Annotated in this window: 22 protein-coding genes; 3 read left to right on the top strand and 19 right to left on the bottom strand. The window is 68.3% G+C overall.

The features are described from left to right. Nucleotides 1-73 precede the first annotated feature (73 nt). The 5 genes from dnaG to C5E06_RS10815 form a co-directional block, all read right to left on the bottom strand. Nucleotides 74-2,056 (bottom strand): DNA primase, encoded by a 1,983-nt coding sequence (dnaG, locus tag C5E06_RS10795; RefSeq protein WP_104306871.1) that lies wholly within the window; start codon nucleotides 2,054-2,056, stop codon nucleotides 74-76. Continuing rightward, nucleotides 2,047-3,345, bottom strand: a complete 1,299-nt coding sequence (locus tag C5E06_RS10800; RefSeq protein ID WP_258067577.1) for a deoxyguanosinetriphosphate triphosphohydrolase — start codon at nucleotides 3,343-3,345, stop codon at nucleotides 2,047-2,049. Before C5E06_RS10800 ends, dnaG begins: the two co-directional genes overlap by 10 nt. A 2-nt stretch (nucleotides 3,346-3,347) precedes the next feature. Beyond that, nucleotides 3,348-4,502: a tRNA dihydrouridine synthase DusB gene (gene dusB / locus C5E06_RS10805; protein ID WP_104241436.1), complete on the bottom strand. Its 1,155-nt coding sequence runs from the start codon at nucleotides 4,500-4,502 to the stop codon at nucleotides 3,348-3,350. A gap of 77 nt (nucleotides 4,503-4,579) precedes the next feature. Next, nucleotides 4,580-5,170: a DUF4352 domain-containing protein gene (locus tag C5E06_RS10810; RefSeq protein WP_181059289.1), complete on the bottom strand. Its 591-nt coding sequence runs from the start codon at nucleotides 5,168-5,170 to the stop codon at nucleotides 4,580-4,582. A 28-nt stretch (nucleotides 5,171-5,198) separates the two neighbouring features. Beyond that, nucleotides 5,199-6,578, bottom strand: a complete 1,380-nt coding sequence (locus C5E06_RS10815; protein ID WP_104306873.1) for a glycine--tRNA ligase — start codon at nucleotides 6,576-6,578, stop codon at nucleotides 5,199-5,201. 244 nt (nucleotides 6,579-6,822) lie between these two features. Between C5E06_RS10815 and C5E06_RS10820 the strand changes: the two genes are divergently transcribed. Beyond that, nucleotides 6,823-9,237, top strand: a complete 2,415-nt coding sequence (locus C5E06_RS10820) for a hypothetical protein (RefSeq protein ID WP_104306874.1) — start codon at nucleotides 6,823-6,825, stop codon at nucleotides 9,235-9,237. A 27-nt stretch (nucleotides 9,238-9,264) separates the two neighbouring features. On the opposite strand, the gene C5E06_RS10825 is transcribed toward C5E06_RS10820, so the two are convergent. Together C5E06_RS10825 and recO are read right to left on the bottom strand one after the other, a co-directional pair. Further along, nucleotides 9,265-10,086 carry an isoprenyl transferase gene (locus C5E06_RS10825; RefSeq protein ID WP_104241440.1) on the bottom strand — a complete coding sequence of 274 codons (822 nt, stop codon included), beginning with the start codon at nucleotides 10,084-10,086 and terminating at the stop codon, nucleotides 9,265-9,267. Next, the gene (gene recO, locus C5E06_RS10830; RefSeq protein WP_104241441.1) at nucleotides 10,083-10,922 is read right to left on the bottom strand and encodes a DNA repair protein RecO; all 840 of its coding nucleotides are present in this window, start codon (nucleotides 10,920-10,922) and stop codon (nucleotides 10,083-10,085) included. The genes C5E06_RS10825 and recO overlap by 4 nt, the downstream gene beginning before the upstream one ends. Nucleotides 10,923-11,006: 84 nt before the next feature. Here recO and C5E06_RS10835 point away from each other — a divergent pair, with 84 nt between their 5' ends. Next, on the top strand, nucleotides 11,007-11,798 hold the full coding sequence (locus C5E06_RS10835; RefSeq protein ID WP_104241442.1) for a trimeric intracellular cation channel family protein: 792 nt from the start codon (nucleotides 11,007-11,009) through the stop codon (nucleotides 11,796-11,798). A gap of 41 nt (nucleotides 11,799-11,839) precedes the next feature. Here C5E06_RS10835 and leuA read toward each other — a convergent pair whose 3' ends face one another. The 11 genes from leuA to hrcA all read right to left on the bottom strand — a co-directional run bounded on the left by leuA (nucleotide 11,840) and on the right by hrcA (nucleotide 22,774). Continuing rightward, complete coding sequence (gene leuA / locus C5E06_RS10840) at nucleotides 11,840-13,612, bottom strand: 2-isopropylmalate synthase (protein ID WP_104298654.1); 1,773 nt, start codon at nucleotides 13,610-13,612, stop codon at nucleotides 11,840-11,842. Between the two features lie 156 nt (nucleotides 13,613-13,768). Further along, the gene (locus tag C5E06_RS10845) at nucleotides 13,769-14,425 is read right to left on the bottom strand and encodes a response regulator transcription factor (protein WP_104241444.1); all 657 of its coding nucleotides are present in this window, start codon (nucleotides 14,423-14,425) and stop codon (nucleotides 13,769-13,771) included. Then, nucleotides 14,422-15,807 (bottom strand): sensor histidine kinase, encoded by a 1,386-nt coding sequence (locus C5E06_RS10850; RefSeq protein ID WP_104241445.1) that lies wholly within the window; start codon nucleotides 15,805-15,807, stop codon nucleotides 14,422-14,424. The genes C5E06_RS10845 and C5E06_RS10850 overlap by 4 nt, the downstream gene beginning before the upstream one ends. Continuing rightward, nucleotides 15,773-16,663, bottom strand: a complete 891-nt coding sequence (era, locus tag C5E06_RS10855; RefSeq protein ID WP_104241446.1) for a GTPase Era — start codon at nucleotides 16,661-16,663, stop codon at nucleotides 15,773-15,775. The genes C5E06_RS10850 and era overlap by 35 nt, the downstream gene beginning before the upstream one ends. Beyond that, the gene (locus tag C5E06_RS10860) at nucleotides 16,660-17,934 is read right to left on the bottom strand and encodes a hemolysin family protein (protein ID WP_104241447.1); all 1,275 of its coding nucleotides are present in this window, start codon (nucleotides 17,932-17,934) and stop codon (nucleotides 16,660-16,662) included. The genes era and C5E06_RS10860 overlap by 4 nt, the downstream gene beginning before the upstream one ends. Continuing rightward, complete coding sequence (gene ybeY / locus C5E06_RS10865; protein ID WP_104241448.1) at nucleotides 17,931-18,398, bottom strand: rRNA maturation RNase YbeY; 468 nt, start codon at nucleotides 18,396-18,398, stop codon at nucleotides 17,931-17,933. The genes C5E06_RS10860 and ybeY overlap by 4 nt, the downstream gene beginning before the upstream one ends. Next, the gene (locus C5E06_RS10870; RefSeq protein ID WP_104242093.1) at nucleotides 18,395-19,348 is read right to left on the bottom strand and encodes a PhoH family protein; all 954 of its coding nucleotides are present in this window, start codon (nucleotides 19,346-19,348) and stop codon (nucleotides 18,395-18,397) included. Before C5E06_RS10870 ends, ybeY begins: the two co-directional genes overlap by 4 nt. A gap of 88 nt (nucleotides 19,349-19,436) precedes the next feature. Then, nucleotides 19,437-19,787, bottom strand: coding sequence for a histidine triad nucleotide-binding protein (locus C5E06_RS10875; protein ID WP_104241449.1), 351 nt, complete (start codon nucleotides 19,785-19,787; stop codon nucleotides 19,437-19,439). Nucleotides 19,788-19,796: 9 nt separating this feature from the next. Next, nucleotides 19,797-20,567, bottom strand: a complete 771-nt coding sequence (locus tag C5E06_RS10880; RefSeq protein ID WP_104241450.1) for a 16S rRNA (uracil(1498)-N(3))-methyltransferase — start codon at nucleotides 20,565-20,567, stop codon at nucleotides 19,797-19,799. Nucleotide 20,568: 1 nt separating this feature from the next. Further along, the gene (dnaJ, locus tag C5E06_RS10885) at nucleotides 20,569-21,654 is read right to left on the bottom strand and encodes a molecular chaperone DnaJ (RefSeq protein ID WP_104241451.1); all 1,086 of its coding nucleotides are present in this window, start codon (nucleotides 21,652-21,654) and stop codon (nucleotides 20,569-20,571) included. An 88-nt stretch (nucleotides 21,655-21,742) separates the two neighbouring features. Next, the gene (hrcA, locus tag C5E06_RS10890) at nucleotides 21,743-22,774 is read right to left on the bottom strand and encodes a heat-inducible transcriptional repressor HrcA (protein ID WP_104241452.1); all 1,032 of its coding nucleotides are present in this window, start codon (nucleotides 22,772-22,774) and stop codon (nucleotides 21,743-21,745) included. Nucleotides 22,775-22,927: 153 nt separating this feature from the next. On the opposite strand from hrcA, the gene C5E06_RS10895 reads away from it, so the two are divergent. Next, nucleotides 22,928-23,491, top strand: a complete 564-nt coding sequence (locus C5E06_RS10895) for a DUF4870 domain-containing protein (RefSeq protein WP_146081369.1) — start codon at nucleotides 22,928-22,930, stop codon at nucleotides 23,489-23,491. A 6-nt stretch (nucleotides 23,492-23,497) separates the two neighbouring features. Here C5E06_RS10895 and hemW read toward each other — a convergent pair whose 3' ends face one another. Beyond that, on the bottom strand, nucleotides 23,498-24,709 hold the full coding sequence (gene hemW / locus C5E06_RS10900) for a radical SAM family heme chaperone HemW (RefSeq protein ID WP_104306876.1): 1,212 nt from the start codon (nucleotides 24,707-24,709) through the stop codon (nucleotides 23,498-23,500). Nucleotides 24,710-24,756 lie beyond the last annotated feature (47 nt).

Below are 24,756 nucleotides of genomic sequence, written 5' to 3' on the forward strand. Positions count from 1 at the left end.
CTCCCCTTTTGTTCTCCGAACCCGCCGGAACACCCGTCGCTCGGCCTTCGAGCAACGAGCCCACCGTGCGAGCCTAGCCTTCGCGCAGCTCGCGCTTCTGATTCTCGATCGACATGAGCTGCTCGTTCAGCGACCGGAAGCGCTCCGGCTCCGCACGCCCATCCGTTCGCTGCAGCGCCCCCAGCAGCTCCGCCTTCCTCCGCAGGAGGTCGCGCTCTACCAGCGATGCGCTCAGCGACCGGACATACAGGTCGATCTGCTCGTCCTTGCTCCCCGCGGGAATCGACGCCATGGCAAGCTCAGTCACGAGCGTCGTGAACGCCTGCGGCACTTCCTCCCCGATCCGCGTGATCCACTCCATCGAGCCCAGGGAGTCTCGGGTCGCGACGATGCCATCGCGCACCGTCGAGAGCGACGCGTTCGTGAAGCCCGCCGCCATGACCTGCTGGAAGCGCTCGTCGGAGAGCCGCCTCGGATGCTGCAGCACCGCCATCAGCGTGTCGCGCTCGAGGCGAGTGACGGGATCGTTCGGCAGGTCGCTCATGCGCACCGCGCGCACTGCGCCGCCGCCGAAGTCGCTCGTGTCCGGCGGGAAGTCGTACCCCTCGCCGTCGGGGAACGGCGGCTCCTCCTCGAAGTGACCGGAGGACGGACCGCGTTGCCCGCCCGGTCGAGCGCGCTGGTCCGGCACACGAGCCGGAGCCCGAGTCGCCGCCTGCCCGCGCGGCGCGTTCTTGCTGGCGCCCCTCGCCGCGCGCACGGCCTGCTCCACCTGCACGAGGTCGATCCCGAGCATTCCCGCAAGGCGCCTCGAGTAGCCGGGCCTCATCGCAGGGTCGCGGATGCCGGCGACCACGGGAGCCGCCTGCCGGAGGGCAGCGACCCTCCCCTCGACGGTGTCGAGATCGTGCCCGAGCAGCTGCTGCGAGATGACGAACTCGTACATCGGCATGGGATGGTCGATGAGCTCGCGCACGGCAGCATCACCCCGCGCGAGACGGAGATCGCAGGGGTCGAGCCCGTCGCGCGCCACGGCGACGAAGGTCTGTGCCACGAAGCGCTGCTCCTCCGCGAACGCCCGCATCGCGGCCTTCTTGCCGGCCTCGTCTGGGTCGAAGGTGAAGATCACCTGTCCGCCGGCGGATTCATCGTCCATGATCCTGCGCAGCACTTTGATGTGGTCGACGCCGAACGAGGTTCCGCACGTGGCGACCGCCGTCTGGACACCCGCGAGATGAGCGGCCATGACGTCGGTGTACCCCTCGACCACGACAACCCGGCGCTGCTTGGCGATCTCGCGCTTCGCGACGTCGAGCCCGTAGAGGACCTGCGCCTTGTGGTAGATCGGGGACTCGGGGGTGTTGAGGTACTTGGGCCCCTTGTCGTCGTCATAGAGCCTTCGCGCCCCGAACCCCACGGTCTGACCAGAGGTGTCGCGGATGGGCCACATGACCCGGCCGCGGAAGCGGTCGTAGCTCGAGCCGCGTTCGTTGGTCGAGAGCAGCCCCGACTCCTTCAGCTCCGGCGTCGTGAAGCCGAGGCCCGCGAGGTGCTTCGACAGGGAGTCCCACCCCTGCGGCGCGTACCCGACACCGAACATGGCCGCGGCACTCGGATCGAACCCCCGCCCGCCCAGGAACTCACGAGCCGCTTCCGCCCCGGGCGCCTGCAGCTGCTCGCGGTAGTAGGTCTCGGCGGCCGTGTGCGCCTGCAGCAGCCGGAGACGCTTCGAGTGGTCGGGTGCATGGCCGCCGTCCTCGTACGTGAGGGCGTACCCGAGGCGCCCCGCGAGGCGCTCGACGGCCTCGGAGAACGTGACGTGGTCCATCTTCTGCAGGAAGGTGAAGACGTCACCGGACTCCCCGCACCCGAAGCAGTGGTAGTAGCCGAGCTGCGGCCGCACGTGGAAGCTCGGCGTGCGCTCGTCGTGGAACGGGCAGAGCCCCTTCTTCGACCCGATCCCCGCGTTCTTGAGGGTGACATGGTCGCCGACGATCTCGGAGATGTCCGTGCGAGAGCGAACCTCCTCGATATCGCTCTTGCGGATCAGTGCCATGAAGCCACCCTAGACGGCACCTCCGACGCCGCAGTGAGCCGGTCGTGCCAGACGAGAGCGCCCTTGTCGGTGAGGTTCGCGACCTGGTCGACGACGACCCGCTTGCGTTCGGTGTCGTCACCGGCCGCCCGGAAATCGGCGGCGAACGCCGCGTCGAGGTGCTGGTCGCCGGTCTGCCAGAACATGTCCGACAGCTCGACCAGGATCTTCCGCTGGTGCTCGTAGATGGGCCGACGCGCATCCAGCGACATGACGAAGCCCGCGACGATGCCCTTGAGCAGCGCGATCTCGGCGCGGATCTCGCGTGGCACGACCAGCGAGGCGCGGTACCGGATGAGCGACTCCCCCGGCTGCGCGGCCCACGTGGCTGCCGTCGCGGCCTTCGCGAAGCGGCCGATGAGCTGCGACGTCAGGTTCTTGAGCCCCGCCTGCGCGACCCTCGACCCGTCGTACTCGCGCATCCAGTAGGGCTGGGCCTGCAGGCGAGTGAACGCCTCGTCGAGTTCCTCCTCGGAGAACTTCGACCCCGACCAGTCGGCGGCCGCGTACAGGATCGCCGGGCGGTTGGCGAGGTCGTCGAGTTCGGGGAGCGAGACGAACGACTCAACGATGGCGTCTTCGAGGTCGTGCACCGAGTAGGCGATGTCGTCGCTCAGGTCCATGACCTGGGCCTCGATGCTGGTTCGCCCCTCAGGCGCGCCCTGCCGCACCCAGTCGAAGACCGGGCGGTCGTCGGCGTACACGCCGAACTTTCCCGTGCCGCGCTCCGCCCCCGCCTCCCGAGTCCACGGGTACTTGCAGCTCGCATCGAGGCTCGCCCGAGTGAGGTTGAGTCCGTAGTGCTGACCGTCGGGGCCGAACACCTTCGGCTCGAGGCGGGCGACGATGCGGAGGGTCTGGGCGTTGCCCTCGAACCCGCCGATGTCCTGCGCCCACTCGTTGAGCGCCTTCTCGCCGTTGTGCCCGAACGGCGGATGCCCGAGGTCGTGGGCCAGGCACGCCGTGTCCACGATGTCGGGATCGAGTTCGAGCGTGCCGGCGATCTCGCGTCCCACCTGCGCGACCTCCAGGGAGTGCGTCAGCCGGTTGCGTGCAGCGTCGATACCGGCCGTCGGCGAGAGCACCTGCGTCTTGGCCGCCAGCCTGCGCAGCGCGCTCGAGTGGACGAGCCGCGCCCGGTCCCTGGCGAACGTCGAACGTCGACGGTTCTCGTGGTGCTCGGGGAGGAAGCGCTCTCGATCGTGGTCGCCGTAAGGACTCCGGTCGATCGGCTCAGGGGGAAGCGTCACCCTCAGCCTCCCGAGTGGGACAGCTCGGCGGCGGAGATATTCGCCTTCTGGTCCTCGTTGAGCTCGCGAGACTCGAGCCAGCGGTCCGGCAGCGACGGCCGCTTGGGCGTTCCCGCTCGCCCGCGAGGGCCCTCGGCGTCCTGCCCAGGGTAGGCCTGGTCGCGATCGAGCTGAGCCAGAAGGCCGTCGAGCTCCTCGAGCGTCGACATGAGCGCGAGACCGGAGCGAACATCGGAGCCCACCGGGTAGCCCTTCAAGTACCACGACATGTGCTTGCGCATCTCACGGCAGGCGCGGGCCTCTTCCTGGTGGAACTCCGCGAGGAGCTCGGTGTGTCGACGGATCGCGTCGCCCACCGCCCCGAGCGTCGGCTGGATGCGCGTCGAGTCGCCGCGGAAGGCAGCAGTGAGGTCGCCGAAGAGCCAGGGGCGTCCGAGGCAGCCGCGCCCGACCACGACGCCGTCGCATCCGGTCTGCTCCATCATCCGCAACGCGTCCTCGCCCGCCCAGATATCGCCGTTGCCCAGCACCGGGATGCTCGTGACGGTCTCCTTGAGCTTGCCGATGGCATCCCAGTCAGCCTGCCCCGAGTAGAACTGCGAGGCCGTGCGCCCGTGGAGTGCGACGGCTGCGACGCCAGCACCCTCCGCGATACGGCCGGCTTCCAGGTAGGTCAGGTGATCGTCGTCGATGCCCTTGCGCATCTTGATGGTGAGCGGGATGTCACCGGAGGCCTCCGCTGCCCCCTCGACGATGGCTCGGAAGAGGGAGGTCTTCCACGGCAGCGCGGCCCCGCCTCCACGCTTCGTGACCTTGGGAACCGGGCATCCGAAGTTGAGATCGATGTGGTCCGCTCGGTCCTCGGCCACGAGCATCGTGACGGCCTCGCGGACGGTCTTGGGGTCGACCCCGTAGAGCTGGATGCTCCTGACCTCTTCCGACTCGTGGTGCTCGATGAGGCGCATGGTCACCGGCGTCCGCTCGACGAGCGCGCGCGAGGTGATCATCTCCGAGACGTAGAGGCCCGCGCCGTACTCGCGGCAGAGGCGCCGGAAGGCGGAATTCGTGATGCCCGCCATGGGCGCGAGCACAACTGGGACGTCGAGAACCAGGGGGCCGATGCGCAGCGGCTTCGAGTCGAGTGCAGTCAAGGTCATAACCGATCAATTCTCGCAGGTCGAGGCGACTTTCGCACGCCAGCCCCGACACGTTCGAACAGGAGCCCCTCGTCGCCTCAGAAGACGATCCTCAGCTCGGGAGCAGGCTCGAACTTCAGCTCCATCGGACCCGCCGCCGAGGTCGAGACATCGAAGACCAGATGGACGCGGGTGGAGGCGGATGGGAGGAGCTGCTTCTCCTCCGCGGGACCGGCAGGCAGGTCGGTGCCGTAGGCGGTGGTCTCGTGGTCTGCGATCGACGTCTGCCCCGCAGCGTCTTCGAGTTCGAAGACGTCCGGCGCGAGGGAGATCGACTCGCCGCTCCCATTGCGGAGATCGACGTCGACGACGCAGAACTGGCCGGCGGCGCTCGCGCTGCCGCCCCGCCAATCGTGCCGCGGCAGGCCGCACTGGATCTCGGTTGCCGACAGCTGCACACCACCGACGCTCACCGTGTCGCGTGGGAGCAGCTCCGAGGCCTCGCCCCGCCACTCGGCGATCGCCGCCGGTGCATCCAGGGTGGCAGCTCCCCGGTCGGTAGCTCGGGCCGAGATGAACACGTAGCTGAGCACGGCGAGCAGGACAAGCGCAGCCGCGATGGTCAGGAGCGCTGGCCGCAGCGAGCGACCCGCCCGCGTTCTCGCGGACGGGCGCTCGCTGGTTCCCACGACGTCCTGGTTCACTCGGGAGGCGCGATCAGGCTCCGAGCAGACGACCCGCGAGGTACGCCTCGAGCTGGTCCAGGGCGACTCGCTCCTGGGCCATCGAGTCGCGTTCGCGGACGGTCACGGCGTTGTCCTCGAGCGTGTCGAAGTCGACCGTCACGCAGAACGGCGTGCCGATCTCATCCTGGCGCCGGTACCGGCGGCCGATCTGGCCGGCGTCGTCGACGTCGATGTTCCAGTGCTTGCGGAGCTTGTCGCCCAGCTCACGTGCGACGGGGCTGAGGCGTTCGTCACGGCTCAGTGGCAGCACCGCGACCTTGACGGGCGCGAGGCGAGGGTCGAGCCGCAGAACGGTGCGGATGTCGACGCCGCCCTTGGCGTTCGGCGCCTCCTCCTCGACGTAGGAGTCGACGAGGAACGCCATCATGGATCGCGTCAGGCCGAAGCTCGGCTCGATCACGAATGGCGTGTAGCGCTCTCCCGAGGCCTGATCGAAGTAGTTGAGGCCGGTGCCGGACGCGGTCGAGTGCGAGGTGAGGTCGTAGTCCGTGCGGTTCGCGACCCCCATGAGCTCACCCCAGCCGGTTCCCTTGAAGCCGAACTGGTACTCGAAGTCGATCGTTCCGGCCGAGTAGTGCGCGCGCTCCTCCTTGGGAACGTCGAAGCGCCGCATGTTGTCGGGGTTCAGCCCGAGGTCCGTGAACCAGTTCCAGCAGGCCTCGACCCAGTCCTCGAACCACTTCTGCGCCTCATCCGGGTGCACGAAGAACTCGATCTCCATCTGCTCGAACTCACGCGTGCGGAAGATGAAGTTCCCTGGCGTGATCTCGTTGCGGAACGCCTTTCCGACCTGGCCGATGCCGAAGGGAGGCTTCTTCCTCGACGTGGTGAGCACGTTGTTGAAGTTCACGAAGATGCCCTGGGCGGTCTCGGGACGCATGTAGTGCAGTCCCGCCTCGTTGTCGACGGGACCGAGGTAGGTCTTCACGAGGCCGGAGAACAGCTGGGGTTCGGTCCACTGCCCCTTGGTCCCGCAGTCAGGGCAGACGATGTCGGACATGCCTTCCGGCGCGCGGTTCTTCTTCGCCTCGAACGCCTCGATGAGGTGGTCCTGGCGGTGGCGCTTGTGACAGCTCAGGCACTCGACCAGCGGGTCGGTGAAGGTCGCGACGTGGCCGGATGCCTCCCAGACCGCCTTGGGCAGGATGATCGAGGAGTCGAGTCCCACCATGTCAGCGCGGCCGCGGACGAACGTCTGCCACCACTGCTTCTTGATGTTCTCCTTGAGTTCGACGCCAAGGGGGCCGTAGTCCCAAGAGGCGCGAGTGCCTCCGTAGATCTCGCCCGCTTGGAAGACGAAGCCCCGCCGCTTCGCGAGAGCGATGACCTTGTCGAGCGTGGTTTGCGCCATTGAGAGAAACTCCTGCTGAGGTGTCGAAGGCGAACCCAGGGTCGTGTCCGCCGCAAGTCGTCAGTCTAGTCAAGCGCCAGGCTCGTGAGCGGCTCCATGCCGGAAGGCCGTCCGCGAGGGGTTCTCCACAGATCCGCTTCTGCGGCACTGCGCCTGCTCGGAGGTCTGCAACGATGTCGCGAAACATCTGAACATTCGAATGGCGTTGTCCCCCAGGACGTCGCGCATCCGAAGGGCACCCTCTGTGACTCCCACATCAACGCTGACCAGCGCTGTCGACAAGAATCTGATCACCACGAGTGCTCTGCACGCCGGAGCCTGCGCCGTCGCCGCGCTCTTCAGCGGAGCCGGTCTGAGCTCCGCGTTGGCCCTCCTTCTCAGCGACCTCGCGCCGGGGAGTCAGCCGAGCCCCTCGAACGCGGCGTCGGGATTCGAGCTGCTCTGGCAAGTCGTCCTCCTGCTCACGGCGCTCCCCTTCTCAGGCCAGCTCAGACTGGGCGTTGAGTCAGTCGGCGGCTTCTCCCTGACCGGCGACAGCGGCCTGACGCTCGGACTGTGGCCCCTCGCGTCGCTGGCGTTCGTCCTGGCAGTGAGCCTCGCGACTGCCTATGGCCTCGAGCGGCGCGGGGCGGATCGAGGCAGGCGCGGCAGACTCGGAGCAGCCGCAGTCTCAAGCGGCACGTTCGCGGTCCTCCTCCTCTGCGTCGCAGCACCCGGCCTGCGTCTCGACACGCCGGGCGCGGCTGCCACCGTCACCGCGCTGAGCCCGGCACTCGCGCCTGTGGCGTTCACGTCGATCTTCCTGAGCGGATGGCTCGGTCGTTCTCTTGCCGCACGAGGCCGTCCTGGTCGAGCACCTCAGACGCCGCTGCCCGGCTCGCGGTCACGAGAGCTGCGGCTCCTCGTGGCGGAGCTCGGCATCTACACCGCGACGCTCGCAGTGGCCGGCTCGCTCCTCGGCATCATCGCGATGATCCTCGGCGTCGCACAGTCGGAGAGCCCGTTGACGTCGGTGCCGGTGCTCCTGGCCGCGGCACCGCACCTCGCCCTCACCACCCTGATCCTCGGGCACCTGGGTGCCATCGCCGTGAGCTTCCCCTTCGGGCCGAGCACAGTCGCGTCGGTCTTCTCGCCTGAGCTCCCCTATGCGTGGCTCGCCCTCCTTCCGGTTGTCGCCGCGACGGTCGCGAGTGCCGTGCTCATCGGGGTCGGTCGGCCCGAGACACGCTTCCCGCAATGGTCGAGCCTCTGGCGCCTGCCTGCCGCAGCCCTGCTGGTCTGGACGATCCTCACGTCCATGCTCCTGCCGGTGGTGCTCACCGGATCGGCATCGGCACTCGGCTTCTCGCTCGGCGACCTCACGATCAGCGTCAGGCCCTCGTTCTGGACCCCCGCGCTCTTCGCGATCTGGGCGCTGGCAGTCGAGCTGCTCGCCTGGGCGCTGCCGCCTCGACTCAGGATCATCGCGCCGCGGCTCCATTCCCGTGCGGTCAGCCTGCTCGCGCGTCTCGACCGTGGGCGCGCGCCTGCTGCCGACGGATCGGAGACACGTCCGCCACTCATCGCCCAGCCCGCCGCATCCACCCCACCTGCGTGGACTGCTCGGCAGCTCGGGGCACCCGCGCGCCGGAGGCTGCGTCGCGCTGGCGCCGCCCTCGCCATCGCGGCGATCATCATCGCGGCAACCGCCACTGCGGTCACCGCACTCAACGGCCACCGCGGCGCGATCGCGGAAGCCCGCCGCTACGTGCAGGCCATCGCCGACGGCAACGCGAGCCTGGCCGGCGAACTCGTCGACCCCAACATCGAGAGCGCTCAGCGACAGTATGTGAGCGACGAGATGCTCGCTGCCGCGACCGAGCGGATCACCGTCCTCGACATCGTCGAGCTCGAAGCCGCCACGACACCCGCCGCGGATGGCTGGCTGACTCCGTCGACGCCCGCAGCGGTGGGTTCAGGCCGCGAGACCAAGAACGTGCAGGTCACTTACAGGCTCGGAGGGACGACGGAGACGGCCGTGCTCGTCGCTGAACGCGTTGACAATGAGTTCCTGGTGCTCGAGCACTGGCGGATCCTCACACCCCTGGTCTTCGCCTCGGCCGTCGGCACGAGTCATGCCATGGACCTCACGATCGGCGCCGTCACGGTGACCCCCGACCCCGTCGACTCTCGAACCTGGGAAGGCAGTCAGCCGGTGAGCTGGGTGCAGTTCGACGCTTACCCGGCGATCTACCCCGTCACGGGAACGATCTCCGAGTTCTACTCCACCTCGAACCAGCCGGTGCGTGTCGGCACCATCGCCGACGACCACGTCGCAACCCGCAACGTCGTCTACACGCCGACCGAGGCGTTGCAGTCCGCGGTGCAATCCGCGGTCACCGCCAAGATCGACGAGTGTGCCTCCTCGACGGCCGCGGCTCCCGTCGGATGCCCGTTCAGCACCTACGCCTCCGGCGCGAATCGAAGCGTGAACTGGAGCATCGCCACCTATCCGACCGTGACCGTCAGCGATACCTCCGACTCCTTCGAGATCGAGGGAGGTCTCGCCACGTACATCTCGGCAGGTGAGAGCGGGCGAACCACGAAAGGATCGGACACGATCTGGGAACAGGGCACCTTCACCATCGACGGGGAGAAGGTCACCGTCGAATTCCGCTGATCTCGCGGCGCGCCCGCCCCCGCCGTCTCAGCTGGCGTCGGTCGGGGCGGGGGCGTCGACGCGAGTCGGCGCATCCACGGCGCCACCGAACCTGCGCTCCCGGCCCGCGTAGCGCTCGATCGCCTCCCAGAGGTCGGTGCGAGAGAAATCCGGCCAGAGCGTGTTGAGGAAGCACATCTCCGCATAGGCAGCCTGCCAGAGCAGGAAGTTGCTCGTCCGCTGCTCACCGCTCGATCGCACGAAGAGGTCGACATCCGGCATCTCCGGGTCGTAGAGGTACTTGGCGATGGTCTGCTCCGTGACGCGCTCTGGTCGCAGCCTCCCCTCGCGAACCTCTTCGGCGATGCGCTTCACGGCGTCGGCGATCTCGAGGCGCCCTCCGTAGTTCACGCACATCGTGAGCGTCATCCGAGTGTTGTCCTTCGTCAGGCGCTCGGCAAGCTGCAGGTCCTTGATGACCGACTTCCACAGGCGCGGCTCCCGCCCAGCCCAGCGGATGCGCACCCCCCACTCGTTCAGCTGGTCGCGCTGCCGATGAAGGACATCGCGGTTGAAGCCCATGAGGAAGCGCACCTCCTCGGGTGAGCGCTTCCAGTTCTCCGTGGAGAACGCGTAGGCGCTGAGGTGCTTCACCCCGACCTGGAGGGCGCCCGCGACGACGTCGAGGAGGGCAGCTTCCCCGGCTCGGTGGCCCTCGATCCGCGGCAGACCGCGCTGGTTGGCCCAGCGGCCGTTGCCGTCCATGACAACCGCCACGTGCGAGGGGACCTCGGACGCCTCGAACGCCGGCGGATAGACACCCGTCCAGTCAACCGGCTTGAACGTCTGCGCCTGCCTGCTCCGGCTCATGCCGTCTCCTCCGTGCCGGGCTCCGCGCCCGGGTCGTTGTCTCCGTTGATTGCCCCGCCGCCCGCGCTGCTCAGAGCGACCGCGGTCGCCGGCTCCAGGCGTCCGAGCAGGCGGTCGTGTTCGAGGACCTGCATCGATCTGAGCTTCTTGTCGAGATAGTGCTGCGAGTAGGCCGAGACGATTCCACTGGCACGTGCCCTGGCCGAGACCTCGATGCCGTCGAGCATCGCCCAATCGCCGGACAGCAGCGCGCGCACCGCCTGCACCGTCGCCTCGTCCACTCGCACGATCCCCGCTGGAGTGCATCGTTGGCACACGACTCCCCCGAGCTGCACGCTGAATCGCTCGTGCGGCCCCGGGGCCCCGCACCTCGCGCAGTCATCGAGCGCGGGGGCCCAGCCGGCGAGCGAGAGCGAGCGGAGCAGGTACGAGTCGAGGATGTCCTGGGACGCCCTCGCGCCGAGGGTGAGCGCCCGCAGGGCCCCGATGACCAGCGTGTACTGCTGGGGCGACGGCTCAGCCTCCGCCACTCGCTCGGCGGCCTCCACGATGACGGACGCGGCCGAATACCTGGAGTAGTCCTCGACCAGGTCCCGCCCGTACGCGGCGAGCGTCACAGCCTGCGTGACGGTGTCCAGGTTGCGACCCGCGTAGCACTGCACGTCCACGACCATGAACGGCTCGAGCCGAGCGCCGAACTTCGACGACGTCCGACGAACCCCGCGGGCCACAGCCCGCACCTTTCCGCGTTCCTTGCCGAGCAGTGTGACGATGCGGTCGGCTTCGCCGAGGCGCTGAGTTCGAAGGACAACCGCCTCGTCACGATAGGTGGGCATCAACCCAGTATGGCCCTCCGAGCAGCGAGAGCCGGGAACCACGCGTGACTCGGCTCATCGCGGCGCTGTGGGAGCATTGAGACCATGGATTCGCCCGCCACGACGCTCCCCCTCTGGCTGGACCTCACGGCCATCGCCATCGGCGCGATCACCGCGGCCATGGTCGCGGAGCAGTTCCGCGACAAGAAGCTCGACTGGCTCGGCGTCGTCATCATCGGCATCACCGTGGGTCTCGGCGGCGGCATCATCCGCGATCTCCTCCTCGGCATCCGTCCGGTGAGCATGGAGACGGAGTGGTTCCTCTTCACAGCTGGGGCGGCGGCACTCGGCGGGATGCTCCTGCAGCGACTGCTCAGACGCATGGACGGCCTGGTCTCGGTCCTCGACGCGGCGGCGCTCGGCTTCTTCTGCGCGGTCGGCACGCTCAAGGCCATGAACTTCGACCTCCCGATCCTGCCGACGCTGCTCGTGGGAACCGTGACCGCGGCCGGCGGAGGCGTGGTCCGCGACATGCTGCTCGGGATGCCGGTCGGCATCCTCTTCGTCGGCTCCCTCTACGCCGTGGCCGCGACGGCAGGCAGCGCAGCGTTCGTGCTGGCAGACGCGTTCGGCGTCTCCCAGATCATCGGCATCGTGATCTGCGTCGCGGTGACCTTCGCCGTGCGCATGGCCAGCGTCTGGTTCGGGCTCAGTCTGCCCGAGCAGATCGCGCTGAAGATGCCGCGAATCCGGAGGTCGCCTCGGACGGGCAGGCCCGAGCGGGAGCTGCCCTTCACCGACCAGGAGATTCTCGAGGCGTCGGGCCTGCACGCCCCCGACACCCGACCGATCGACATCATCGAACAGAAACGGGCGAGCAACCCGAGCTCGGAGTGACCTCCGGCCGGGTGCCCGCCCGTTGAACGTGCCGGTTGCGCCTACGCGACCGTCGTCAGCTGAGCATCGAGCTCGGCTTCGGTCTCGCCGCGCAGCGCCCTGTTCACGCCGGACACGATGGCCTTGAGCGACGCCGTCGAGATGTCGCTGTCGATACCGACTCCCCAGAGGCGCACGCCCGCGACGTCCAGCTCGATGTAGGCCGCGGCGCGCGCGTCGCCACCCACGGACAGCGAGTGCTCGACGTAGTCGAGCAGCTCGACCTGCAGGCCCTGCTGCCCGAGCAGCTTCATGAAGGCGTCGAGCGGCCCGTTGCCCTGCGAGGCGTGCTCGGCCACTCCCGACCCGTCGCGCAGCGAGACGCTCAGGTCGACGGCTCCGTCGAGCGCTGAGCTCGTCGCCGTGCGGAACAGCTCGAAACGACCCCACTTGTGCTGCTCGCTCTCCGCGGGCAGGTACTCGTCGTTGAAGATTCGCCAGATGGCGTCGGTCGAGACCTCGCCGCCCTCTGAGTCGGTCTTGTTCTGCACGACCCCGGAGAACTCGATCTGCAGACGTCGCGGCAGGTCGAGGTTGTGGTGCTCCTTGAGCAGGTAGGCGACTCCGCCCTTGCCGGACTGGGAGTTCACGCGGATGACGGCTTCGTAGCTCCGGCCGAGGTCGCGAGGGTCGACGGGCAGGTACGGGACCTCCCACGTGAGCTCGTCGACGGACACGCCGAGCGCGTCGGCCTTCGCGGCCATGGCCTCGAAGCCCTTCTTGATCGCGTCCTGGTGCGAGCCCGAGAAGGCCGTGTAGACAAGGTCGCCACCCCAGGGGGCGCGCTCCCCGACGGGCAGCTGCGTGCAGTACTCGACCGTGCGGCGGATGCCGTCGATGTCGGAGAAGTCGATCTGCGGGTCGATGCCCTGGGTGAACATGTTCACGCCGAGCGTGACCAGGTCGACGTTGCCCGTGCGCTCGCCGTTTCCGAAGAGGCAGCCCTCGATGCGGTCGGCGCCGGCGAGGTAGCCGAGTTCGGCGGCGGCCACACCCGTGCCGCGGTCGTTGTGGGGATGCAGGGAGAGCACGACGCTCTCTCGCCGCGTCAGGTTGCGATGCATCCACTCGATCGAGTCCGCGTAGATGTTCGGTGTGGACATCTCGACGGTCGCCGGCAGGTTGATGATGACGGGACGTTCGGGGCTCGCGTCGAAGCCCTCGATGACCTGGTTGCAGATGTCGACCGCGAAGTCGAGCTCCGTGCCCGTGTAGCTCTCTGGCGAGTACTCGTAGTAGATCTTCGTGTCGGGAACGATCGCCTCGGCTTCACGGCACAGACGGACACCCTCGAGGGCGATGTCGATGATGCCCTGGCGGTCCTTGCGGAACACGACCTCGCGCTGCAGGACGCTCGTCGAGTTGTACAGGTGCACGATCGCCTGCTTCGCGCCCTTCAGCGACTCGAAGGTGCGGGTGATCAGGTGGCCACGCGCCTGCGTGAGCACCTGGATCGTCACGTCGTCCGGGATGACGTTCTCTTCGATCAGCGAGCGGACGAAGTCGAAGTCGGTCTGGCTGGCCGAGGGGAACCCGACCTCGATCTCCTTGTACCCCATGCGGACCAGGAGGTCGAAGAGCGCGCGCTTGCGCTCCGGGGACATCGGGTCGATGAGCGCCTGGTTCCCATCGCGCAGGTCGACGGCACACCAGCGCGGTGCGCGCTCGATGCGCTTGGAGGGCCAGGTACGGTCGGGCAGGTCGACGGCGATCTGCTCGTGGTGCGGGACGTAGCGGTGCGCTGGCATCGATGACGGCTGCTGCATGTTCTTCATTTTTAGCTCCGGATCACATCTTCTTGTCGTGCTAAGCCGACAGCAGACTCCGCGGCGAGGGGGCTTAGAGCGAAGCCTCGCCGCGGCAACGAAGAAGGAGGGTGCCGAACAGCATTGGCCCAGCGTAGCACCGAGGCGCGGAGTTCACCCGCGCGGTCAGTTGAGGCCGTGCTCGTAGGCGAAGACGACCAGCTGCACCCGGTCGCGCAGCCCGAGCTTCGCGAGCACCCGCGAGATGTGCGTCTTCACGGTGGCCTCGCTCAGGAACTCCTGTCGGGCGATCTCCCCGTTCGAGAGGCCGCGAGAGGCGAGCGCGAACATCTCTCGCTCGCGCTCGGTGAGCGTCGTGAACTGCTGCGGCACGGCGCGCGAAGCCGGAACGGCGGCCGAATAGCGCCTGATCAGGTCGGCGGTGGCCTGAGCGGCGAAGACCTCGGCACCTGTCGCCACGGTCCGGACCGCCGCGAGCAGGAACTCCGGATCGGCGTCCTTCAGCAGGAACCCGCTGGCGCCCGCCCCGACTGCCTTCGCGACCGCCTCGTCGAGGTCGAAGGTCGTGAGCACCAGGATGCGTGTTGACGACCCGCTCGCGACGATCTGCTTCGTCGACTCGAGGCCGTCCTGTCCCGGCATGCGCACATCCATGAGCATCACATCGGGCTTGAGCGCCTTCGCCAGCGAGACCGCCGCGACTCCGTCGCTCGCCTCCCCGATGAAGCGCATGTCCTCCTGGCTGTCGATGAGCATCCGGATTCCGCTGCGGAAGAGAGGCTGATCGTCGACGAGCGCGACGGTGATCTGGGAACTGGTCAAAATGTGTGCCTCTCGGTTGTGGAGCGAGTGCCGTCGCTGTCGAGCTCGGCCCCAGCGGCCCCCTGCGGCGAGGCTATGGGCAGCCAGGCGTGCACGCGAAACTGCGCACCAAGCCGTTCAGCCTGCACGTTACCGCCTGCGATGCCGACGCGCTCCGCCATGCCGACGAGTCCGTGCCCGCCCTCGCCTCTCGGGTGCGGGGGCTCCGCGACGGAGTTGAGGATCGTCGCCTCGAAGACCTGCCCCCAGCTCAGTCGCACGACGACGGGCCTCGCGGCATCGCCGTGCTTGAGCACGTTGGTCAACGACTCCTGCACCAAGCGGAACACAGCGCCCTGCGCCTGCGTCGTGAGGGTCCGAGGCTCGCCTCTCGTCTCCAGCTGCAGGTCGAGGCCGGCCGCGCGCATCCTGGAATACAGTGCGGGCAGTTCGTCGAGGCCAGGTTCCGGACCGGCCTCCTGGCTGTGCCGAAGCTGCCCGAGAAGGCCACGGACGTCGACGAGCGCGCTTCTGGCCGTCGAGGAGATCGTCCCGAGCGCCGCCTCCGCCGAGTCGGGGTTGCTCTTCATCGCGTACCGCGCGCCGTCGGCCTGGGCGACGACCACGGCCAGGGAGTGCGCGACCACGTCGTGCATGTCTCTCGCGATCTGCGTTCGCTCCTGTTCAGCGGCCAGCTGCTCCTGCGCTCGGATGCGCTCGAGCTCCACGATCGCCGCCCGGTTCTTGACCTCCTGGGCCCGCAGATGCGCGCGGCGGAGGAGCCCTGCCAGCCAGGCCACGACTCCAGCCCCGACGAAGAGCAGCCAGATCAACGCCGCAGCGAACAGGAACGCGTCGCGGCTGCCCTCGACGTTCGTGGCGATGGACTCCCAGGTGAAGCTCGTCGGATTCCAGTGCGGGATGAGCGCCACGATGATCGTCGGTGCCACGACGCCGTAGACGGCGGAGCTGATGACAAGGGCACGGCTGCCGTAGGCGACCGCGGCGTAGATGCTGAGGTAGATCGCGACATCCTGCGGATGCGGGCCGAACGCGAAGACCGACTTCAGCAGTGCCGCGAGCACGACGATCAGGAAGCTCGGCCATGGCGCGTAGCGCCGGATGATCATCGCGACCGTGAAGAGCACCCAGGACGGCAGGAGCAGCCAGGTCAGCGTCGTGCCGTCCCCGGCGTCGTAGTCGAGGGGCAGGCCGAACGTGAGCGCGAAGAGGAGGCCGAGGATGATGTCGGTCACCCACTGAAGCCACGTCAGGCGGTAGGTGTGCGCCTTCCACAGCCCGCCGACTGCCGCGAAGAAGGACTCCCGCGGCTGTCCACCAGCCGCGAGAGCATCGACGGACCGCGGCTCAGAAGCCGAGGCGTCCGAGCTGCTTCGGGTCACGCTGCCACTCCTTCGCCACCTTCACGCGGATGGAGACGATGACACGCCCCTCGGTGATCTGCGAGATCTCACGCTGCGCCTGCTCGCGGATGCGCTTCAGCCGCTCGCCGCCGCGCCCGATGATGATGCCCTTCTGGCTGTCGCGCTCGACGACGATGTTGACGTACAGCTCGCGCGTGACGCCGTCGTCCCGCGTCACGATCTCCTCGACCGTGACCGCGATCGAGTGCGGGAGCTCGTCGTGCACACCCTCGAGCGCCGCCTCGCGAACGAGTTCCGCCGCACGCTGCTCGAACGACTCCTCGGTCTTCATGTCGCTCGGGTACAGGGGCTCGGACTCGGGGAGCAGCCCGAGGATGATGCCCGTGAGCGTGTCCAGCTGGATGTCCTCAGCTGCTGAGACGGGGATGATGTCATCCCATTCGCGGAGCCCCTGGACGTCGACGAGGCGAGAGGCCAGGACGTCCCGGCTCACGGTCTCCGCCTTCGTCACGATGGCGATCTTGCGAGCCTTGGGGGCCTCATCCAGCTGCTCGTTGATGAAGCGATCGCCCGGGCCGACGGGCTCGTTGGCCGGCACGCAGAACCCGATGACATCCACTTCCGCGACCGTCGCGTGCACGACATCGTTGAGGCGCTCCCCCAGGAGCGTCCGCGGACGGTGCATGCCGGGGGTGTCGACGATGATGATCTGTCCGTCTTCGCGGTGGACGATGCCTCGCACGGCACGGCGAGTGGTCTGCGGCTTGTCGGAGATGATGGCGATCTTCTCGCCGACCAGCGCGTTCGTCAGAGTGGACTTGCCCACGTTCGGGCGACCGACGAAGGTCACGAATCCTGCTCGGTAGTTCGTCATGCTTCGATTCCTGACTCTTGAAGTGGTTCCAGGCGGCGCGCCAGGACAGTGAGAATGCGCTTGCGGGGTCCGACTCGCTCGGCGACGAGCTCGATGCCGTCGACCACCGCCCTGTCCCCTCGTTCGGGGATCTTGGACAGCGACTTCGCGAGCAGCCCGCCCACGGAGTCGACGTCGTCGAACTCGAGCTCGATGTCGAAGAGATCGCCGAGCTCCCCCGTCGCGAGGCGAGACGACACCCGGTATCGCCCATCGAGCAGCTTCCGCGGCTCGTCATTCGGTCGATCGTACTCGTCGCTGATCTCTCCCACGAGCTCCTCGATGAGATCCTCGAGGGTCACGAGGCCCGCTATGCCGCCGTATTCGTCGACAACCATGGCGAGGTGGGTCGCGGACGCCTGCATGCGGCGCAGCAGCAGATCGGCGCGCAGCGACTCCGGGACGAAGTCGGCGGGCCGGGCGAGCTCGACCGCGGGGCTCGCCTCCGCCTCGTCCTGCAGCGAATGCCGCACCAGGTCCTTGAGGTAGAGGATCCCGAGGATGTCGTCGCTGTCCCGGCCGATGACCGGAGCACGGGAGATGCCGGTCTCGAGGAACTGCTCGAGCGCTTCCCGCACCCCGGCGTCGCCGTCGACCGTGACCATGTCCGTTCGAGCGACCATGACTTCCCGGACGAGCCGGTCGGAGAACTCGAAGACGGAGTGGATGAGCTCCCGGTCGCCGTGCTCGAGCACCTTGAGGTCTGCTGCCTCATCGACCATGTTGAGGAGCTCCTCCTCGCTCGAGACGGAGCCGAGGCGCTGCGGACGCCCAGGGGTCACGCGATCGCCGAGCACGACGAGCAGATCTGCGACCGGCCCGATCACGAGCCGGACTCCGCGCGCGATGGGGGCCGCGAAGGCCATCACCTGCTGGGGATGCGCCCGCGCGACGCTTCGCGGACTCGTGCCGGCGATGATGAACGAGACCAGGATCATGATGGCAACGGAGACGAGGAACGCCTGCCACCTGACGTCGAAGAGATCGGTCAGGATGAGCGTCACCAGGACGGCCGACATGCTCTCGAAGAGCACGCGTGCGAACGTCAGCGCGTTGCTATGGGCACCGGGATCGGCGGCGATCGCCTCGATCGAGCGCTTCGCGCGGCTCCCCGCGGCGAGGTGCTCGAGCTCCGGCTTCGAGAGACGCGCGATGACCGCTTCCGTCGCGGCGAGCAACCCGCTCATCGCTACCATCAGCACGATGGCGGCGACGAGCAGAGCCGCGGTCATCTGGCGCGCTTCCTCTCCTGAAGGTGGAAGCCGACGAGGAGATCGCGCTGGAGCCCGAACATCTGCTTCTCCTCCTCGGGCTCGGCGTGGTCGAAGCCCAGCAGGTGCAGGACTCCGTGGGTCGTGAGCAGCAGGAGCTCGTCCATCATGCTGTGCCCGGCGGCCTTCGCCTGGTCGGTCGCGACCTGCGGGCAGAGCACGATGTCTCCGAGCAGTCCAGGAGGCGTCTGCCGATCGACGTTGCCTGGCCGAAGCTCGTCCATCGGGAAGCTGAGCACGTCGGTGGGGCCGGGTTCACCCATCCACTGCACGTGCAGCTCCTCCATGGGGCCGACCTCGACGAGCACGATCGCGAGCTCCGACTCGGCGTGCACGTGCAGCTGGTCGAGCGCGTACGCGGCGACGCGCTGCAGGGCGCCTTCGTCGACCTCGTAGCTGGCCTCGTTGTTGACCTCGATGCTCATCGGCTTGCGTTCCTGTCCTGGCGTCGGTGATCGTCCGCCTGCTTCTTCTGGTCGTACTCGGTGTAGGCGTCGACGATGCGGGCCACGAGGGTGTGCCTGACGACGTCGTCGCTCGTGAGGTGCGAGAAGTGCACCTCGTCGATGCCGCCGAGCACGTGGGTCACGAGCTTCAGTCCCGAGGCCCCCATGGGCAGGTCGAGCTGCGTGATGTCCCCCGTGACGACCATCTTCGATCCGAACCCGAGCCTCGTCAGGAACATCTTCATCTGCTCCGGCGTCGTGTTCTGCGCCTCGTCGAGCACCACGAAGGCGTCGTTGAGCGTGCGCCCGCGCATGTAGGCGAGCGGCGCGACCTCGATCGTCCCGCTCGCCATGAGCTTGACCACGACCTCCGGGTCGAGCATCTCGTTGAGCGCGTCGAAGAGCGGCCGCAGGTACGGGTCGATCTTGTCGTTGAGGGTCCCCGGCAGGTAGCCGAGGCGCTCGCCGGCTTCGACGGCCGGGCGAGTCAGGATGATCCGCGTGACCTCCTTGCGCTGCAGGGCCTGCACCGCCTTCGCCATCGCAAGGTAGGTCTTGCCCGTTCCGGCGGGCCCGATGCCGAAGACGATCGTGTTGTCGTCGATCGCATCCACGTACTGCTTCTGGCCGAGTGTCTTCGGGCGGATGACCTTGCCACGGGACTGCACGATGGACTGGCCGAGCACGTCCGTTGGGGTCTCCTCGCCACGGTCGATGAGCCGCTGGGAGCGCTCGACCTGAGCTGGCTCGAGGTCGACGCCGCTGCGCGCCATCGCAGTGATCTCGCGCAGGAGCGCCTCGGCTGCGACGACGTCGTCTCGCTCGCCGCTGAAGGTGATCTCGTTCCCGCGCGCGAGCACGCGCACGCGGGGGTGCTCGCGCTCGACGGACTTGAGCAGCCGGTCGCCGGGCCCGAGGAGCCGCACCATGGCGACGCCTTCGACCGTGGTGGTCTGCTCCACGAAATCAGTCCAGGTGCCGGGCTCCCCGGGACCTTGGGACGGTGAACTGTCTTGACTAGGCAAGGGATCCTTCCGAGAGTCCTCCGCCGAGGACGTGGGCGTGTACGTGGAAGACGGTCTGACCTGCTGCCGCCCCCGAGTTGAAGATGAGCCGGAATTCGCTGTCGGTGTGCTGATCGGCGAGCCCCTGGGCGACCGCGATGACCTCGGCGAGCAGTGCCGGGTCGCCTGCCGCGAGCTGGGCGACGTTCGCGTACTCCTGGGTCTTGGGCACCACAAGAAGGTGCACGGGCGCCTTCGGGCTGATGTCCTTGAAGGCGATGACCCGCTCGGACTCGAACACGATGTCGGCTGGGATCTCGCGGTTGATGATGCGCGTGAAGATGGACGGCTCTGAACTCGACATGAGACCAGCCTACGACTCGGCACTCGCGCGGGACCGAGAGTCCCACGTGCCGCTCAGCGCCAGGATCGCCGCGATCGCGGCGGGAGCCGCACTCGAGGTTCGAAGAACGCCAGCGCCGAGGTGCACGCGCCTGGCGCCGGCAGCCTCGAAGGCCTCGAATTCGCTCTCGTCGATGCCGCCCTCTGGCCCGACGACGAGCGTCAGCCCGGAAGCGCCTGCCGGGACCTGCTCGACGAGGGCCTGGCGCAGCGAGGTGTCGCCGAGCGGGTCGAGGACCAGCATCGGCGCGTGACCGGCGAGCGTTGCGACCTCACCCGTCGAGTGCAGCGGGGCCACATCCGGGACCCACGCGGCGAGGCTCTGCTTGCTGGCCTCCCTGGCGATGGATGCCCACCGCTCACGGCCCTTCTCGGCCTTCTGGTCCCAGCGGCTCACGCTGCGCTTCGCCTGCCATGGCACGAACGCCGCGGCTCCGAGCTCCGTCGCGACCTGCACGGCGAGGTCGTCTCGCCCGCCCTTCGCGAGTGCCTGGACAACCGTGACACGCGGAGCCGACTGCGCCACTCGCCGCGCGGCGAGGACCGTGACGAGTGCGCGGTCGCGCTCAGTCAGAGCGAGCTCGCCGTCGACGACGAAGCCGCGCCCGTCGCCGAGCTGCACACGTTCGCCCACTCGCATCCGAGCGACCGCCATGTGCTTGGCTTCCGCGCCGCGCACCTCGACGACGCCGCCGACGCGCAGCGCCTCGTCGAGGTCCTCGACGAGGTAGAGCCACGCCACGTCAGCGACCGAAACGGTCGCGGAGCTTCGAGAACATCCCCTGCTTCTCCCGCGCGAGGCGAGGGGCCTCGTGGCGATGACGGGCAGCGAACTCCTCGATCAGCTTGCGCGACCTGCCGTCGAGCTTCGCCGGGGTCACGACCTGGACGGCGATGTCGAGGTCGCCGCGATGCGTCGAGCGAAGCCGCGTGATGCCCCGACCTCGAACGGTCAGCACCTCACCCGACTGCACGCCCGCGGGGATCTGCAGGTCGACGTCGCCGTCGAGCGCACCGACCGTGGTCGAGGTACCCAGGATCGCGTCGGCCATCGACACCTCGACGACGCACTGGAGGTCATCGCCGTCTCGCGAGAAGACCTCGTGCGGGCGCACGCGGATCTCGAGGTAGAGGTCACCGTTCGCTCCCCCTGCTGGTCCGGCTTCGCCCCGACCGGGAAGGTGGATGCGCAGCCCGGAGTCCACACCGGACGGGATGTCGACCGGGATGCTCACGTTCGATCGGACGCGCCCCTGGCCGTGGCACGTGTCGCACGGGTGCTCGATGACCGTGCCGTAGCCGCGGCACTGCGCGCACGGCTGGTTCGTGACGACCATGCCGAGGATGGAGCGCACCTGTCGCTGCACGGACCCGGCCCCACCGCATGCCGAGCACGTCGTCGGCGAGGTCCCTGGCGCGCAGCAGGTGCCCTGGCAGTTCTCGCAGGCGATCGCCGTCGTGACCTCGAGGTCCCGGTGCGTGCCGAACATGACCTCGTCGAGGTCGAGTTCGACGCGCACGAGCGCGTCCTGGCCGCGTTCCGCGCGCGAGCGGGGTCCGCGGGAGCCCTGCTGGCCGAAGAAGGTCTCGAAGATGTCGCCGAAGCCACCGAAGGACTGCCCATCTGGGCCGCCCTGGTCGTACTGCCGGCGCCGCTCGGGGTCGATGAGCGTGTCGTAGGCGTGCGTGACGGACTTGAAGCGCTCCGCGGCATCTTCGGACGGGTTGACGTCCGGGTGCAGCTGGCGTGCCAGCTTGCGGTAGGCCTTCTTGATCTCGTCCTGGGACGCCTCACGGCTCACGCCGAGCACGTCGTAGTGGTCTGCCAAGAGTGGCGACTCCTTCTTTGCATCTGTGTGTGTCACGCCTGCGTTGTCAGGCGCCGGGTGCATCCGCCGAGTGATCTGGCGGTGTGGGTCAGTCGTCCGAGTGCTGCTCGTCGAGCACCCGTGACAGGTAACTCGCAACCACTCGAACGGCCTGGATATTCCTCGGGTAGTCCATTCTCGTCGGCCCGACGACGCCGAGACGCGCGTCGCTCCCGGAGCTGCGGTAGCCGCTCGTCAAGATAGCCGTCTCGCCGAGGCCCAGGTCGACGTTCTCCTGGCCGATGCTGACCGAGTAGGCCTCGGGGCTGGAGTGGAGCTCGTCGAGCAGCCGCAGGAGGACCACCTGCTCCTCGATGGCCTCGAGGACAGGCAGGATGCTCGAGGGGAAGTCACGTTCGGTCCGGGCGAGGTTCGCGGTGCCCGCCATGACGAGGCGCTCCTGGCGGTGCGCCAGGACGAGCTCGAGCAGGTTGGCGATGACGGGAGCGAAGAGCTCCGCGTCTCGCTCCCCCATGATGCCGCTGACATCCCTGAGCTCCGTGGAAGCGCGCGCGACCGTCTTCCCGACGAGGCGGCCGGCCAGCCGGTCCCGGAGCACATGCAGCTGCTCGACGCTCACCTCGGCACGCAGATGCCCGATGCGCTGCTCGACGCGGCCCGAGTCGGTGATGAGGACCGTGAGGACGCGCATGCTCGACAGCAGGACGAACTCGACGTGCTGGATGGCGGCGTTCGCGAGCGAGGGGTACTGCGCGATCGCGACGGAGTTGGTGAGCTGCGCCAGCAGTCGCACCGACCGTCCGAGCACCTCGTCGACGTCGTCGCTGCCCTCGATGAACGTCTCGATCGCCCGACGCTGCGCCCCGGAGAGCGGCCTGAACTCGGCGAGCCGGTCGACGAAGAGTCGGTAGCCCTTGTCGGTCGGGATGCGCCCGGAGGACGTGTGCGGGGCCACGATGAGCTCGGCGTCTTCGAGCTGTGCCATGTCGTTGCGGATGGTGGCCGCGGAGACGCCGAAATCGTGACGGTCTGCGATCGACTTGGAGCCCACCGGCTCACGACTCGTGACGTAGTCGGTGACGATGACGCGGAGCACCTGCATGCTTCTGTCTGAAACCACGATGCTCCTCCCTCGACGAGCTGCTGCGAGTCGGACTGGCACTCCGAACCTGAGACTGCCAATCCTACCGCTTTCCGCTCACGCCACCAGCAGGATGCCAGGCCCTCGGAGGGCACGCGCAGTAGCGTGGGCGAAACCGACGAGAGGAACCCCGTGTCAGATCAGAACGCACCGACCCCGCCGCCAGGACACCAGGATCAGCCTCGGCAGCCGCCATACGACCGGCCGGGACCCTACGGGCAGCAGCCACCGTACGGGCAGCAGGCTCCCCACGGTCAGCAGGTCCCGTACGGACAGCAGGCTCCCTACGGGCACCCGCAGGGCGGGCAGTACCAGCAGTCGGGCCCGCAGAATGGGACAGAACCGCCCCTGACCCGAGACGGCGACCGCCTCGTCGGAACCTTCGATCACCTGCTCAACATCGTCGCCCCGGCCGTCGGGCCGCTCATCCTCTGGCTCGTCACGCGGCGGAGGGGGCCTCTCGCCGACAGCGAGGGCCGCGAGGCGCTCAACTTCGGCATCACCGTTGCGATCGTCTACCTCGGCATCGGCGTCATCTCGCTGCTCTCGCTGATCGGCGGCCCGCTGGCGCTGATCGTCCCGCTCCTCTACCCGATGCTCTGGGTTGCCGTCGTCGTCTACGCCATTCTCGGCGCGGTCCAGGCGAACAAGGGTCTCCCCTACCGGTACCCGGTCACCTTCCGGTTCGTGAGCTGAGCCGGCTCAGGCGGCGATTCGGCGCACGATCGCGTCTGCCATGAGCCGCCCGCGGAGCGTCGGGACGAGCCTGCCCTTCAGCGCGGCCCTCCCGTCGACGAGCGACTCGGCGATGAGCTCGGCGACGACGCTGGAGTCGTCCAGCTCGGAGATCGCGAGGCCCTCCCGCAGACGCGAGCCGAGCATGATCCGCTCGAAGCGCTTCGTCTCCTCGTCGAGCACTTCGCGCCCCATGGCCGGGGTGATGCCCTCAGCAAGCCTCGATGCGTAGGCGCTCGGATGCTTGGCGTTCCACCAGCGCACGCCACCCACGTGGCTGTGCGCGCCTGGCCCGAATCCCCACCAGTCCGCATCTCGCCAGTAGGAGAGGTTGTGGCGAGACGCATGCTTGCCGTCGAGCGACCAGTTGCTGACCTCGTACCACTCGAACCCGGCCGCTGAGAGTCGCTCCTCTGCGAGCTCGTACATGTCGGCCTGCAGGTCGTCGTCCACAGCGGGCACCTCGCCGCGGCGGATCTGCCTGGCCAGCTTCGTGCCCTCCTCGATGATGAGCGCATACGCGCTCACGTGCAGCGGCTCCTGCGCCAGCGCCATGTCGAGCGATCGGCGCCAGTCGTCGATGGACTCGCCGGGAGTGCCGTAGATCAGGTCGAGGCTCGGCTCGAGCCCGACTCGCTTCGCTGCGGCGACCACGATAGGGATGCGTGCCGGATCGTGGGTGCGCTCGAGGACGCTGAGGACGTGCGGGACGGCGGACTGCATCCCGAAGCTGACTCGGGTCACGCCAGCAGCCCGGAGCTCGGCGAGCTCACGCTCGCCGACCGAGTCGGGGTTCGCCTCGACGGTGACCTCCGCGTCTGGGGCGAGGCCCCAGCGACTGCGCACTCCCTCGAGCATCGCCGCAAGGTCGCTGACGGGCAGGAGAGTCGGCGTTCCGCCACCGAAGAAGACGGTGGATACCTCGCGAGGGGCACCGCTCAGCACCCGCTCGGCGATCACCATCTCCTTCTCCACCTCGCCGGCATAGCTGGAACGCGAGACGCCTCCGAGTTCCTCCGCCGTGTAGGTGTTGAAGTCGCAGTAGCCGCACCGCACGCGGCAGAAGGGCACGTGGATGTAGACGCCGAAGTCTCGTGACTCGGCGCCGACCAGTGCCTGGCCGGGGAGCTCTCCGCCCGGCGGCACCGGCTCGCCGAGCGGCAGCGCGCTAGGCGCCAAGATGGCCGTTCGGCTGGGCCGTGTTCGGGGCGAGGTTCACGTGATGC

Origin of the sequence: Pseudoclavibacter sp. RFBI5 (assembly GCF_002931395.1) — a bacterium.
Lineage (GTDB): Bacteria > Actinomycetota > Actinomycetes > Actinomycetales > Microbacteriaceae > Pseudoclavibacter.